The organism is Pseudomonas sp. PAMC 26793, from assembly GCF_000313235.1.
Taxonomy (GTDB): Bacteria; Pseudomonadota; Gammaproteobacteria; order Pseudomonadales; family Pseudomonadaceae; genus Aquipseudomonas; species Aquipseudomonas yamanorum.
The window spans coordinates 1-13,630 of the sequence record NZ_AMXG01000047.1 but is presented as its reverse complement, the minus strand read 5'-3'; the positions used below and the strand labels follow the sequence as shown (position 1 = coordinate 13,630).

Annotated in this window: 11 protein-coding genes and 1 pseudogene; 3 read left to right on the top strand and 9 right to left on the bottom strand. The window is 60.9% G+C overall.

The genetic code is table 11. The features are described from left to right. Positions 1 to 563 precede the first annotated feature (563 nt). The 3 genes from D109_RS0126265 to D109_RS1000000134680 all read right to left on the bottom strand — a co-directional run bounded on the left by D109_RS0126265 (position 564) and on the right by D109_RS1000000134680 (position 4,370). On the bottom strand, positions 564 to 1,910 hold the full coding sequence (locus D109_RS0126265; RefSeq protein ID WP_017479500.1) for an amidohydrolase: 1,347 nt from the start codon (positions 1,908 to 1,910) through the stop codon (positions 564 to 566). A 51-nt stretch (positions 1,911 to 1,961) separates the two neighbouring features. Next, complete coding sequence (locus tag D109_RS0126260) at positions 1,962 to 4,121, bottom strand: mechanosensitive ion channel family protein (RefSeq protein WP_017479499.1); 2,160 nt, start codon at positions 4,119 to 4,121, stop codon at positions 1,962 to 1,964. 72 nt (positions 4,122 to 4,193) lie between these two features. Beyond that, positions 4,194 to 4,370, bottom strand: coding sequence for a hypothetical protein (locus D109_RS1000000134680; protein ID WP_017479498.1), 177 nt, complete (start codon positions 4,368 to 4,370; stop codon positions 4,194 to 4,196). A 176-nt stretch (positions 4,371 to 4,546) separates the two neighbouring features. Between D109_RS1000000134680 and yegS the strand changes: the two are divergent. Continuing rightward, positions 4,547 to 5,471 (top strand): annotated as a pseudogene (gene yegS / locus D109_RS0126250) (lipid kinase YegS); the annotation flags it as partial. Here yegS and D109_RS0126245 read toward each other — a convergent pair. The 3 genes from D109_RS0126245 to D109_RS0126235 form a co-directional block, all read right to left on the bottom strand. Next, positions 5,433 to 6,092, bottom strand: coding sequence for a response regulator transcription factor (locus D109_RS0126245; RefSeq protein WP_017479496.1), 660 nt, complete (start codon positions 6,090 to 6,092; stop codon positions 5,433 to 5,435). The pseudogene yegS and the gene D109_RS0126245 sit on opposite strands and share 39 nt — an antisense overlap. Then, a complete protein-coding gene (locus D109_RS0126240) occupies positions 6,089 to 6,982 on the bottom strand; it encodes a sensor histidine kinase (protein ID WP_026078223.1) in 894 nt (297 codons plus the stop codon). Before D109_RS0126240 ends, D109_RS0126245 begins: the two co-directional genes overlap by 4 nt. 320 nt (positions 6,983 to 7,302) lie before the next feature. Further along, complete coding sequence (locus D109_RS0126235) at positions 7,303 to 7,749, bottom strand: hypothetical protein (RefSeq protein ID WP_032869063.1); 447 nt, start codon at positions 7,747 to 7,749, stop codon at positions 7,303 to 7,305. Between the two features lie 551 nt (positions 7,750 to 8,300). On the opposite strand from D109_RS0126235, the gene D109_RS0126230 reads away from it, so the two are divergent. Together D109_RS0126230 and D109_RS0126225 are read left to right on the top strand one after the other, a co-directional pair. Beyond that, positions 8,301 to 9,236 carry a chemotaxis protein CheV gene (locus D109_RS0126230; RefSeq protein ID WP_017479493.1) on the top strand — a complete coding sequence of 312 codons (936 nt, stop codon included), beginning with the start codon at positions 8,301 to 8,303 and terminating at the stop codon, positions 9,234 to 9,236. A gap of 39 nt (positions 9,237 to 9,275) precedes the next feature. Then, entirely contained in the window at positions 9,276 to 10,082 is an 807-nt protein-coding gene (locus D109_RS0126225) for an MOSC domain-containing protein (RefSeq protein ID WP_017479492.1), read from the top strand. A gap of 65 nt (positions 10,083 to 10,147) precedes the next feature. On the opposite strand, the gene D109_RS0126220 is transcribed toward D109_RS0126225, so the two are convergent. The 3 genes from D109_RS0126220 to D109_RS0126210 all read right to left on the bottom strand — a co-directional run bounded on the left by D109_RS0126220 (position 10,148) and on the right by D109_RS0126210 (position 13,029). Beyond that, positions 10,148 to 10,432 carry a pyrimidine/purine nucleoside phosphorylase gene (locus tag D109_RS0126220; protein WP_003183665.1) on the bottom strand — a complete coding sequence of 95 codons (285 nt, stop codon included), beginning with the start codon at positions 10,430 to 10,432 and terminating at the stop codon, positions 10,148 to 10,150. A 48-nt stretch (positions 10,433 to 10,480) separates the two neighbouring features. Further along, positions 10,481 to 11,023, bottom strand: coding sequence for an exonuclease domain-containing protein (locus tag D109_RS0126215; protein ID WP_017479491.1), 543 nt, complete (start codon positions 11,021 to 11,023; stop codon positions 10,481 to 10,483). Between the two features lie 71 nt (positions 11,024 to 11,094). Next, complete coding sequence (locus D109_RS0126210; protein WP_017479490.1) at positions 11,095 to 13,029, bottom strand: acetyl/propionyl/methylcrotonyl-CoA carboxylase subunit alpha; 1,935 nt, start codon at positions 13,027 to 13,029, stop codon at positions 11,095 to 11,097. Between the last annotated feature and the right edge of the window lie 601 nt (positions 13,030 to 13,630).

Here is a 13,630-nt window from a genome sequence, read left to right as displayed (position 1 = left end):
AACGGGGCCAGCAGATCAAGATCAAAAGCAAGAGCACAGCGGCCTCCCGGCCGGCTTGAGTGTTAAAAGCAAAGGCAAGATCCAGAGCGAAAGCCAAATCTGAAGCGGATGCAGCTCTGCTTTTCTGTGGGAGCTGGCTTGCCTGCGATGCAGACACCTCGGTGCATCAGGTACACCCAGTTGATGCTATCGCAGGCAAGCCAGCTCCCACATTTGACCGTGCCCGCTTTAGCTTTTGATTTTGCTCTTCAACACTCAAGCCGGCCGGGAGGCCGCTGTGCTCTTGCTTTTGATCTTGATCTTAGGCGCCCCGTTAAACCACGCTGGCCGAACGCAGGCTTTGGAGCGTGGGTAACCCGGCAGGACGCCGGGTTAGCCGTCCTGGGCCAGGGATGGCCCATGACGGCGGCCCACGGTCCAAAGCCGGAGTGAGGGCACTCCGAGCCTAGGCGAGGAGCCGAGTGGTGGGGCAAGAGCGTTTTGCTTACTTTTGCGCTTTTCAAAAGTGAGCCGCTGTAAGAGCGGAACCCTAAGCGGCCGTTACCTAAATAACGGATATACCCTCAATCCCCCGCATTGGCATACAAATAATCCGTCGCCAACGAAGCCAACGTCCGAACCCCGACCACCAACGCCGACTCATCCACAAAGAACCCCGGATTATGATTCGGCGCCGCCTTGCTCATATCCTGATCCCTCGGCGTCACCCCCAGAAACACAAACAACCCCGGCGCTTCCTTGGCATAAAACGAGAAGTCTTCAGCCCCACCCACTAACGGGGCGTTGACCACATCCCCCTTCGCCGCCCAACGCAAACTCGGCAGCATCTTCTCGGTCAGCGCCGGGTTGTTGATGGTCGGATCATACTTCTCAATAATCGTCACCTCAGCCTTCGCCCCACCACTCTCGGCAATCTTCTCGACGGTCTGCCGCACATCCGCATGCAGCTTCTGGCGAATGCCATAGTCGTAAGAGCGAATGGTCCCACTCATGTCCACCGACTCAGGAATGATGTTGTACCGCGTCCCCCCGTTGATGGTGCCAATACTCACCACCGACGGAAACGAAGAAATATCCGTACGCCGGCTCACCACCGTCTGCAACCCAACGATGGCCTGCGCCCCGACAGTAATCGGATCAATCCCATCCCACGGTCGCCCCGCATGGGTCTGCTTGCCCAGGATCTTGATCCGCAGGTCATCCGAACTCGCCAGGGTAGGCCCCGGCCGATAGGCAATCTGCCCCGCAGGCACACCGGCCCACACGTGCAGCCCAAACACCGCATCCGGCTTGGGCGATTTCATCACCCCTTCCTGCACCATCATCTTCGCGCCCCAGGTGTTCTTGCCATCGGGGATAAAGTCGCTCGGGCCTTCTTCAGCCGGCTGGAAATAAAACACCACGGTGCCCGGCAGACGATCGCGCATGCCCGTCAGGATTTTCGCTGTACTCAGCAGGATGGCGGTGTGGGCGTCGTGGCCGCAGGCGTGCATCACGTCGACTTCTTTATCGAGGTACACCCCCTTGGCCTTCGAGGCGAAGGGCAGGTCGGACACTTCCTTGACCGGCAGCGCATCCATGTCGGCGCGCAGGGCAACGGTAGGGCCGGGCAGGGCGCCCTTGAGGATCGCGACCACGCCAGTGCGGGCGACGCCGGTCTTGACCTCAAGCCCCATCTCCCGCAATTGCTTGGCCACCAGCTCCGCGGTGCGCTTTTCGGTGTTGCCCAGTTCAGGGTGGGCGTGGAGGTCGCGCCGGGTTTCCAGCAAGGCCGGTTCCAGCACTTTCGCCTGGGCGGCGATTTCTTCGCGGGCACTGTCCTGGCCGCTGCTGGCGGCGATGACCGCACTGCTGGCGACACCGCACAGCAGGCCGAATACCCATTGGTGTGTAAGACCGGTCAAACGCATAAGGACTCTCCATGATTATTGTTGTTGATCCTGACGTCGTCCGGGCCGCGCTTATTCTTTCTCCTGCACGCCTCCCGCCGCTGTCACTACTTGCACGCTCAAGCGCGGGGTGGCCAGGTCCAGCCCGGCTTCATCGAGGTGACGCTTGAGCGACAAGTTGAACGCCCGCGAAACCTCCCACTGCTTGATCGGCGCGGTCTTGAAGCGGGCGCGAAGAATCGCACTGCCGGACTCGAAACTTTCTACGCCCTGAATCTCCAGCGGCGACCAGATATTGCGCCGTTGCAACGGGTCGTTGCGCATCTTCTGCCCGACGTCGCGCATCAGCTTGATGGCGTCGTCGATTTCCATGTTGTAGGGAATCGCCACCCGGAAGATCGCGTAGCCGAATTCCCGGGAGTAGTTCTTGATGCTTTTGATCTCACTGAACGGGATGGTGTGCACGATCCCGTCGATGTCCCGCAGGCGCACGGTACGGATGGTCAAGCCTTCGACCGTACCCAGGTGGCCGCCGACATCCACGTAGTCATCAATCGCCAGGGAGTCTTCGATAATGATGAACAGGCCGGTGATCAAGTCCGCCACCAGCGACTGCGCACCAAAACCGATGGCCAGGCCGATCACGCCGGCACCCGCCAGCAGCGGCGTGACGTTCATGCCCATGTTCGCCAGGGCGACGATGGCGGCAATGATGAAGATGGTCACGAACAGCACGTTGCGGATCAACGGCATCATCGTCTGCGCACGCGCATTGGCCAGGCCTTTGCGCGAGCGGGTGAGGGCGTGGTGGATCGCGGTGTCGCTGAGGATCCAGATCAGCCAGGCGAACAGCAACGTGCCGGCAAGGCCGAACAGCTTGACGCTGATTTCATGGCCATCGCCTTCGGTAAAGCGGATCAGCGACAGGCCCCAGACCCGCAGGCCCAGTTCGATAAACACCAGCCACACCACGAGGTGGGCGAGGGTGTAGACGAAGCTTTTCAGGCGGTCGGAGTACAGCGCATGGCGTTTGTGCCCACGCTGGGGCTTGAGGGAGTGGCGGCGCACCAGGCCGTTGATCACCATGCACAACACCAGCAACACCGTGCACAACAACGACTGGCGCAGGGCGGTGCTGGTGTCGCCGGCGGAGACGAAGGTGGCGAACAGCGAGATGCCCACCAGCAGCAACGCCGGCAGGTACCAGAAGGTGCCGACGATCTCGATGGTGTCGCTCAGGGCGCGGCGGGTCAGGCGGCGGGACAGCGGCTGGTTGCGGATCAGGTGCGCAATGGGCCGGCGGAAACGCAGGATGAACACGCCAGTGGACAGCGCGGCCATGACATTGGCGATGGTTGCGGCGACATGGGACAAGTGTTGGCCCAGGCTCTCGGCCAGGCGCGGATCGCTGACGGCCTCGCCAAAGGCGGCAAAGCTGCCGATCAGCCACAGCGGCCGGAAGGCCTGGTGGCGCAGGATGTACAGCGCGCGGTGGCGGTGCGGGCCGTCCAGCACGGAAAACGCGACCACGCAGATCGCCGAGAAGCAGGTGCCCACTACCAGCGCGTAGGCCAACACCATCGCCAGGGATTTGCCGAGGGACGAGGGCAGTGCGTAACTCATGTAGACGGTGATCACCAGCGCGATCAGCCATGGTCCGAGCTTGCGCAGGGCGAAGCGCAACAGGTCCCAGGTCTTGGGGTGTTGGGGCAGTTCTTGGGTCAGGCCGAAGCGCTCGCGCACCCGATGGCTGAGCCAGATCAGCACGGCGGCCAGCAGGCTCCAGAGCATCAGGATCATGGCAAAGGCAAAGATGATCGGCAGCCATTCACTGGCCGGCAGCATCAGTGCGGTGAGCTCGTCCTTGGCCTGGTCGAGCTCGCTGGACCAGCGATTGATCGGGCTGTCGGCGCCGGAGAACTGTTGCTCCAGGCTCGACAAGGTGCCGCCGATCAAACCGAGCACACCCAGTTCGGCGGCGGGCTGGGCCTTTTGTGTGGTTTCCCGGAGTTTTTTCAGGTCGCTCAGCAGCTTGGTGCGCTGCTGGTCGTTCTCCAGGGTCTTGATCACCTCGTCCAGGGACTGGCCCAACGGGACGTCGGCTTGCGGCTGGGTTTTGGTGTTGCTGCCCAGCAGCCCCGGCAGGCCCACGGCGTGGGCAGGCGCCATGGGCAGCAGGGTCAGCAGGCAGATAAGCAGGCAACAGGGCAGGGCAAACAAACGGGCAAGCACGAGGCGGTCAACCTTAAAAACGACGAATTGGCCGAGTGTACGAGGCCGTCCTGTGCAATGCGAGTGAGATTGTCATTCCGCGAGTTTGGCGAGGATCTTGTAAACCACGGTGCCGAGGATCAGCAGCATGCCGATCCACATGCCGAACACACCGATGGCTTTGTCGCGGAAGTTGAAGCCGATGGCCAGGAGGATCATGCCGGTCAGGATGGGGATGAGCATGGAGTGGAAGGCGGACAGGGTGATCATGGTGCGACGGCCTTGTCGGATGGGAATAGGTACAAGTCTAGGTCGATTTTGCCCAGTGCGAGTTGATCAGTGTCAGAAGCGCTACAAATCCCGGTTAATTTCTACACTCGATGGCTTTTTTTCGATTGGCCACGGTCAACATCCCTCAGGAACCTTAAACCCAGGAGCATTCATCCATGAGCACACCCAAGGCACTGTTGATTCTGCACGGCAAGCAAGCCCTCAACGAAGAGGTGCGGGCAGCGGTGCAGGGCAAGCGCGAGCAGGGTTGGGAGTTGGCCGTGCGGGTGACATGGGAGGGCGGCGATGCCCAGCGATTTGTCGATCAGGCCCTGGCCGATGGCTACACGCGGCTGATTGCCGGCGGCGGTGACGGCACGCTGCGGGATGTGGCCGAGGCCATGGCCCGGGCCAAGACCGAGGCCAGCCTGGTGCTGATGCCCCTCGGCACCGCCAATGACTTTGCCCGCGCCGCCGGTGTGCCGCTGGAGCCTGAGCAGGCGTTGGACCTGCTGGACGCGCCGGCCCGTGCCATCGACCTGGGCGAGGTGGGGGGGCAGATCTTCCTTAATATGGCCACCGGCGGATTTGGCAGCCAGGTCACCGCCAACACCTCTGAAGACCTGAAGAAAGTCCTCGGCGGCGCAGCCTATCTGTTTACCGGCCTGTCACGCTTCAGCGAGTTGCGTGCGGCCTACGGTGAATTGCAGGGCCCCGACTTTCATTGGCGCGGCGAGCTACTGGCCTTGGGCATCGGCAACGGGCGCCAGGCTGGCGGCGGGCATGTGCTGTGTCCCGATGCCCTGGCCGATGATGGTTTGCTGGATATCAGCATTCTGCCGGCGCCCCAGGAAGTGGTCGGCACCCTGCGTAGCCTGATGACGGACGGTTGGGGCCTGGACAATATGTTTGTGCGGGCGCGTTTGCCCTGGGTCGAAATCAAGGTCGCCGAAGGGCTGGCGATCAATCTGGACGGCGAGCCGCTGCAGGGCGATGACTTGCTCTTTTCGGCCTTGCCCCAGGCGCTGCGGGTGCATTTGCCGGCGGATTCGCCGTTGCTGACTAATCGTCCAGGCTGATGATCTGTTCGCGCACCGCGAACAACACCAGGCCCGCCACATCAAAAATCTGCAGGCGCTTCATGATCTGCGAACGGTGGGCTTCCACGGTCTTGATGCTCAAACCCAGGCCATGGGCGATTTCCCGGGTGGACTTGCCGCGCACGATCAAACGCAGGATTTCCAGCTGGCGTGCCGTCAGGTTATGGCTGTTGGGAGGCGGGTTGGCCTGGGCCTGATTGCGGATCAGCGCCTGGTTGATCACCGTGTGGGCGATGGCCGGGCTCAGGTAGCGTTCGTTGTTGCGCAAGGCCAGCAGCGCGTGCTCCAGCTCGTTGGCCGTGGTGTCCTTGAGCAGGTAGCCATGGGCGCCGGATTCCAGGGCGCACATGATCAGTTCCGGGTCGGTGTGCATCGACAGGATCAGCACTTTGCTCTTCGGGTAGGCGCCCTTGAGTTCCTTGAGCGCGTCGAGCCCGCCCGTGTGTTTCATCGACAGGTCGAGCAGCACGATGTCGGGTTGCAGCGCGTCGAAGCGCTCCAGCAACTGGGCGCCATCGCTCGCTTCGCCGATCACCGCGTAGCCGGGAATATCCATGACCAGCGCACGCACGCCGGCCCTGATCAGGGAGTGGTCATCCACCAGGAGTAAGTTGCACGTCACTCTAGAACCTTATGGGGGTTGGCCCGTTCGAGGGCGCGGGGCGCCCAGGGGAAAAGCGCTTCAATCCTTGTGCCAAAGCCTGGCCGGCTATTGACAGACAATGTGCCGCCCAGTTGATCAATCCGCTCGGACATGCCAGCCATGCCCCGTTGACCTTCCTGGGCGGGGTTGATGGCGGGCGAAAAGCCCAGGCCGTCATCGCTGATAAACAGTGACAGGCCTTCCGGCAGGCGTTGCAGGCGCACCAGCAGGTTGCGTGCCTGGGCATGGCGCAACATGTTGGTGACGGCTTCCTGGGTAACGCGAAAGGCGGCAACGGCCATTTCTTCCGGGATGCCGGTCAGCCGTTGATGGCATTCCAGGCTCCAGTTTACCTGGGTGTTTTCCAGGGTCTTGAGCAGGTGCGCCCGCAGGCTCGCCTCCAGCCCCAGGCTCGCCAACTGACGAGGATTGAGGATGGCCGACACGTCCTGCACCTTGGCCAGGGTTTCGTTCAGGGTGTTGCACAGCACTGCGCAATAGCCTTGCAGGTCTTCCGGCAGGCGGCGTTTGAGCCATTCACTTTGCAGCTTGGCTGCGGTCAACAGTTGGCCGATATCGTCGTGCAATTCACGGCTCAGGCGATGACGCTCGTTTTCCTGGACCTGCAACAGACGTTCGGCCAGTTCCTGGGGCTGGAACTTGATGGACTTGCGTGAGCGCCACTGTTGCAGGCCCACCACCAACAGGGTAGCCAGGTTCAATAACAACAGGGCTAAAGGAAGCTCGGCCGAGCGTGCATAAGCCCACAGGCTAAGCAGGCACGAACACAGGCACAGCGCGAGGGTCATCCTGCGTGCATTGCTTCGGGACACGGACCTTGCGATGAGTGACTTCAGGCTGGCGTACATAGGAGGCGCATTTCACGTTTATATGCATCATGAAGTTGAGTCACTTCGAGCGGGGCATGGTACCACCACTATTACCGTTGGTCGCCTGGGGACGAGCTTGATGAGGCGTATTAGTCACGGCTGCGCCTCGGGAGGTAGTCCCGGATTTCAAAGAGTGGGGGAGTTGTATCATTGAAGTTGTTTTGTATCGGTATTGTCGTTAGTGGCTTATTGATATTTTTCGGCTAACGACTACGTCATTTGTGATCAGTTGTGGCTGTCGTTTTTGGATAAGTCCGTGATTGATTGCGACATTTTTGCCGAATAAATGCGAAGAGGACTCAAAAGGCGTAGGGCATGCGCTGCTGTTTTGTGTAGCCAAAGTCGCTTTGCGGGATGTGTTGGACGACAGTGGCAATCAACACGGTTTGTTCGGTTTCATCCAGGCTGAGTTTGCCGGTTTTGGTGTCGATCAACTCCAGCTGCCAGGCCAGCAAGGTGAGACAGTTGTGCAATGCATCAAGTGCTTCATCATGTAACTGCAAAGGGCTGGCGGCATTGCTGATCAGGTACTGGATATGCCGTGAAAACTCGCTGATCGCCCGCAGGGCCAGGGCTTCTGACTTTTCCGAGAGCTTGATCAGGCTGGCTTTCATGCAGTCGATGGCGTCGCTGTCGTTGCGGATCAAATGCAGGTGGCTCAAGCATTCTTCAGACTTGGCCAGCAACATCTCCGCTTCGAGCAGGAACTCGGGAAGTGCAAGTTGCCACTCTTTGCCGTCGTTCATCATGCAAGTCTCCATAACATACCGTCGGATGATGAGATGTCGTACCGGGTGAATGGCGTAAAACTACCGCTGAAATATGACGAAGATCTGTAGGTCGGATCCGACTTTTCAGTAGGACATTTATTTGAATAACGATCAGGCTCGTCCGGGCCTCCCATAATATTCAGGGTTGTTCGCACAACTTCTTCGGTTGCCAAGACGTAAGTCTCTGGACGACCCCTCGGCCGCGGGCTTGCGATAGCAAACAAAAGCCTGACTCCATTCATGCAATGAGAATGGCGTCACATTAATGGCTATTAGATATCGCGAATATCAGGTTGGTCCTGATTGTGGATAGGGGAATCCCTTACATAGGGGAACCTCACGCTGACTTTACGGTCACGCGGCGGCGGTGATGGCGTTATGGTGAAGCTGGCTCAGTAAAGCATGATGTCAGTGTGACATCAACGGATTTGCATGGCATTTTAGTGGGGGGTCAAGGTCCGGCGTTTGCCGCCGATAACCCTCTTCAGTGACCAGCACTATCCATCCGCTAAACCCAGGAGTCTTTAATGGCCGGCATTCTCGACACGGTAGATCAACGCACACAATTGGTGGGTGAGAATCGCCTGGAGATCCTCATGTTTCGCCTGGCCGGGCGGCAGCTGTTCGCGATCAACGTGTTCAAGGTGCAGGAAGTGCTGCAATTGCCCAAGTTGACCCTGATGCCCCAGCGCCATCCGTTTGTCTGCGGCGTGGTCAACCTGCGCGGCCAGACATTGCCGGTCATCGACCTGTCCCAGGCGATTGGCATGCGTCCGCTGATTCCGGGGCCCAACAGCACTATTATCGTCACCGAGTACAACCGCTCGGTGCAGGCATTCCTGGTGGGCGGTGTCGACCGCATCGTCAACATGAACTGGGAGGCAATCCTGCCACCCCCGGCGAGTGCCGGGCGCCAGCATTACCTGACGGCCATCAGCAAGGTCGACGACCAGTTGGTGGAAATCATCGACGTGGAAAAAGTCCTCGCCGAAATCGTGCCCTACAACGCCAAGGTTTCCCGCGAGAAACTCGAAGACCCGGTACTGGAGCGCGCCCGTGGCCGCGAAGTGCTGCTGGTGGATGACTCCAACGTCGCCCTCTCGCAACTGCGTGACACCCTCGGCCAACTGGGGGTGAAGATGCACATCGCCAGCGATGGCCTCAAGGCCCTGAACATGCTCAAGGGTTGGGCCGACAGCGGCCAGGTGATGACCGACAAGCTGTTGATGATCTTCACCGACGCCGAAATGCCCGAGATGGACGGCTATCGCCTGACCACCGAGATTCGCAACGACCCGCGCCTGCGTGGCCTGTACGTGGTGTTGCACACGTCGCTGTCCGGCAGCTTCAACGATTCGATGGTGAAGAAGGTCGGTTGCGACAACTTCCTCTCCAAGTTCCAGCCCGACAAGTTGGTGGACGTGGTGCGTCAGCGCCTGATGCTGGACGAAGTACCGGCTTGAGCTTAGGGTGACGGCTTTACCCCTCAGGAATGCAGGCCCATGCTTCGTCTCAGCGCGTTGTACCGATACCCCTTGAAGTCCGGCAAGGGTGAAACCTTGCAGCAGATTGGCCTGGACACACTCGGGCTCGACGGGGATCGACGCTGGATGTTGGTGGACGAGGCCAGCGGGCGGTTCCTGACCCAGCGCGCCGTGGCCAAAATGAGCCAGCTGTCGGCGCTGTGGAATAGCGCCGGTGGCCTGACCTTGAGCGCCGAAGGCCAACCTGCCCTCGACGTGCCACTGCCCGGCAGCGAGGCCGAGTTGCGCGGCGTGACCATCTGGCGCGACGCCTTGCGCGTGCCCGACGCCGGTGATGAAGCGGGCGCCTGGGTCAGCGAGTTCATCGGCAAACCCACGCGCCTGGTGCAAGTGCCGCTGGCGCGTGCGCGGACCACCGAGGCCGGCTACGGCAAGGACGATGACAAGGTTGCATTTGCCGATGGTTTTCCGTTGCTGCTGATCGGCCAGGCGTCCCTGGATGACTTGTCCCAACGGGTCGGTCGGCCCATGGAAATGCTGCGTTTTCGTCCCAACCTGGTGATCGAAGGCAGCGAAGCGTTTGCCGAGGACGGCTGGAAGCGGGTACGGATTGGCGATGTGGAGTTTCGCGTGGTCAAGTCCTGCTCACGCTGCATCCTGACCACCATCGACCCGGCGAACGGCGAACGCAGTGCCGACCGCGAACCGCTGGCCACCCTCAAGACTTATCGTGAGCACGAGGGCGATGTGATGTTCGGTCAGAACCTGGTCAACGATGGGGTGGGCCGCCTGGAAGTCGGCATGCCGGTGACCGTCCTGGAGTAAGTCGCCCTGAAATGAAAAATGCCCGTCTCTTGCGAAACGGGCATTTTTTATGGCCGGCGCAAAGATCAGCCGCGGTATTCGCACAGGTAAGCGGTGTCGACCGCTACCTTCAGCTGGAACTTGCTATTGGCTGGCACGTTGAACTGGCTGCCGGCGGCGAAGGTTTCCCAGTCGGTGCTGTCTGGCAGCTTGACGGTCAGCGCGCCCGACACCACGTGCATGATTTCACGCTGGGCGGTGCCGAATTCGTATTCACCCGGGGCCATGACGCCGATTGTCGCCGGACCTTCTGCAGTGCCGAAAGCGATCGACTTGACGGTGCCGTCGAAGTACTCGTTGACTTTAAACATGGGCGAATCCTCGGAAAAAGGGTCAAGAAAGGTCGGCCAGTATGCCTTCTACACGGGCAAAATCAACGGCAGCAGGCGTGCGGTGTTGCGCGCATCTTCCAGCGCCCGATGCTGCTGGCCATGGAACTGCATGCCCGCCAGTTGCAGCGCGCCGTTGAGCCCCAGGGGCTTGTCCAGGCGCCGGGCCTTGGCGAAGCGCTGCTTGAGGTTCACGTGGGGCGTCTGGCCCAGCACACTGCTCAAGCCATGACGCTGCCACTCCAGCTCCAGTTGCTGGCGGTCATAGTCACCCCAGCTCGCCCAGCCTTCCAGGCGTGCCTGGTGTTGACCGAGCCAGCGTTCGAACAGCGGCCACACCTCATTCAACGGCGCGGCGGCATCGATATTCGCTTGGGTGATGTGGGTCAACTGGCGGCAGAACGGCGTCAGCAACGGCCTGCGCAACGGCCGTACGAAACGCTGGAAATGGTCCAGCTCACGGCCCTGGCGGTTGACCAGGCTCACGCCGATTTCGATGATTTCCATCTCGGTCACGGGCCAGCCGCCTTCATCCGTTGTGGCTTCAAGATCAATAATCAGCCAATGAGGCATCGCAGGTTCCCGTACTCTTCCCGTCCTGATGGGGATAGAGCGTAGCCAAGCCTGCTAGTTCCGCCCAGGGCTTACTCGATCTCCAGCAAAATCTGTCGGATCCTGACCTGATCTCCCGCAACCGCCTGGATTCGCTTGACCACACCACTCATGCCGGCCTTGAGTGGGTGCTCCATTTTCATCGCCTCCAGCACCAGCAATAGCTGGCCCTTGCTGACCGAATCGCCTTCGCTGACCCGTACCTCGACAATCGCCCCATCCATCGGCGCCTTGACCGTGCCGTCGCTGGCCTCGGTCTGGCGGGTGGCAACGGCCTGTGTGCGGTTATCGATGCACACACCTGGCAACCAGAGCCGGGTGCCTTGCAGGTGGTAGGCGATGCGACGGCGAATGCCATTGAGAACAGCAGTGGCCCAGCGTCCGTCGGTAGTCAGGTCACGTATTTCGACGGCGTGCTGATCCATGTCGACCTGCAGGCAATTGTCCGCCAGCACAGTGAGGCTGATTGCCCGGGGCTCATCCTGGTCGGCCAGTTGATAACGCCACGGCACGCTGGCGTTGTTGCGCCAGCCGGATAACGGATTGGCGTGAGCGCTGGCGCTGTGTTGGTAAAACAGCGCGGTGGCCAGGGCCAATTCTTCGTGGGTCGCGTGGGTTCGGGCGATGTCGTTGAAGTGCTCGGCGATAAAGCCGGTGCTGAAGTCAGCGGCGACAAACTGGGGATGCTTGAGCAGGCTGGCCAGCAGGCGCTGGTTGGTGGATACGCCGAGCAGTACGCAGTCTTCCACGGCCCTGACCAATTTGCGCCGAGCCTCTTCACGGGTGGCGCCGTGGGCGATGATCTTGCCCAGCATCGGGTCGTAGAACGGTGTGATGCGTTGGCCTTCCAGCACGCCATGATCGATGCGCACACCGGCCGCCGGTTCCCAGCGCAGCACGTCGCCGGTTTGCGGCAGGAAGCCCTGGGCCGGGTCTTCGGCGTACAGGCGCACTTCCATGGCGTGGCCGCTCAGGGTTACTTGGTCCTGACTCAGAGGAAGCGGCTGGCCGGCGGCGATCTGCAGTTGCCAGGCGACGAGGTCGAGGCCGGTGATCAGTTCGGTGACCGGATGTTCGACCTGGAGGCGGGTGTTCATTTCCAGGAAGTAGAAGTTGCCGTTGCGGTCGAGAAGGAACTCGACGGTGCCGGCGCCGACGTAGTTGACGGCGCGGGCGGCCTTGAGGGCGGCTTCGCCCATGGCTTGGCGTAGTTCGCCGGTCATGACCGGGCAGGGGGCTTCTTCGATGACCTTTTGATGGCGGCGCTGGATCGAGCAGTCGCGTTCGCCGAGGTAGATCAGGTTGCCGTGGGTGTCGCCGAACAGCTGGATTTCGACGTGTCGGGGTTTGATCAGGGCTTGTTCGAGGATCAGTTCGGCGCTGCCGAAGGCGTTTTGTGCTTCGGAGCGGGCGGTGCGCAGGTGTTCCAGCAGGGTGTCGGGGCTGTGCACCAGGCGCATGCCGCGACCGCCGCCGCCGGCGCTGGCCTTGATCATCAGCGGGTAGCCGATTTGGTCGGCTTGCTGTTGCAGGGTTGGGTCGTCCTGGTCGGGGCCTTGGTAGCCTTTGATGCAGGGGACGCCGGCGTTGAGCATGGCGAGTTTTGAGAGGCGTTTGCTGCCCATCAGTTCGATGGCTTCGGGGCTGGGGCCGATGAAGGTCAGGCCGGCGTTTGCGCAGGCGCGGGCGAAGTCGGGGTTTTCGGAGAGGAAGCCGTAGCCGGGGTGGATGGCGTCGGCGCCGGTGCGGTGGGCGGCGTTGAGGATGGCTTCGATGTTCAGGTAGGACTGGGTGACCGGGGCGGGGCCGATGTTGATGGCTTCGTCGGCCATCTGGACGTGCAGGGCTTCGGTGTCGGCTTCGCTGTAGATCGCTACCGTGCGGTAGCCCAGGGATTGGGCGGTGCGCTGGATGCGGCAGGCGATTTCGCCACGGTTGGCTATGAGGATTTTGTTGAACATCGGCATGGTGGTGTCCCTTGGTTTGTCGGGTACATATCCGTTTCTGCGGTAACGGCTGCTTATGGTTCCGCTCTTACAGCGGGTCACTTTTGAAAAGCGCAAAAGTAACCAAAACGCTCTGCCCCGCCTGTCGGCGCCTCGCCTAGGCTCGGCGTTCCCTCACTCCGGCACCGCGAAGCGGGCCGCCGCGCCGGGCCATCCATGGCCCGGCGCGGCTAAACCGGCGTCCTGCCGGTTTACCCGCTCCGCACTGCCTGCGTTCGGCCTCGGGCTGAATGGGGCAGTCAGATCAAGATCAAAAGCAGATCAAGAGCACAGCGGCCTCCCGGCCGGCTTGAGTGTTAAAAGCAAAAGCAAAGACCAGAGCGAAAACAGATCTGCTTTTCTGTGGGAGCGGGCTTGCTCGCGAAAAACCTGAGGTCGCCGCGTTCATTCAGAATGCCCACGTCATCGTTAACGACCTTCGCGCAGGCAAGCCAGCTCCCACATTTGGACCGTGCCCGCTTTAGCTTTTGATTGTGCTGTTGCTCTAAAACACTCAAGCCGGCCGGTAGGCCGCTGTGCTCTTGCTTTTGATCTTGATCTTAGGCGCCCCGTTAAACCACGC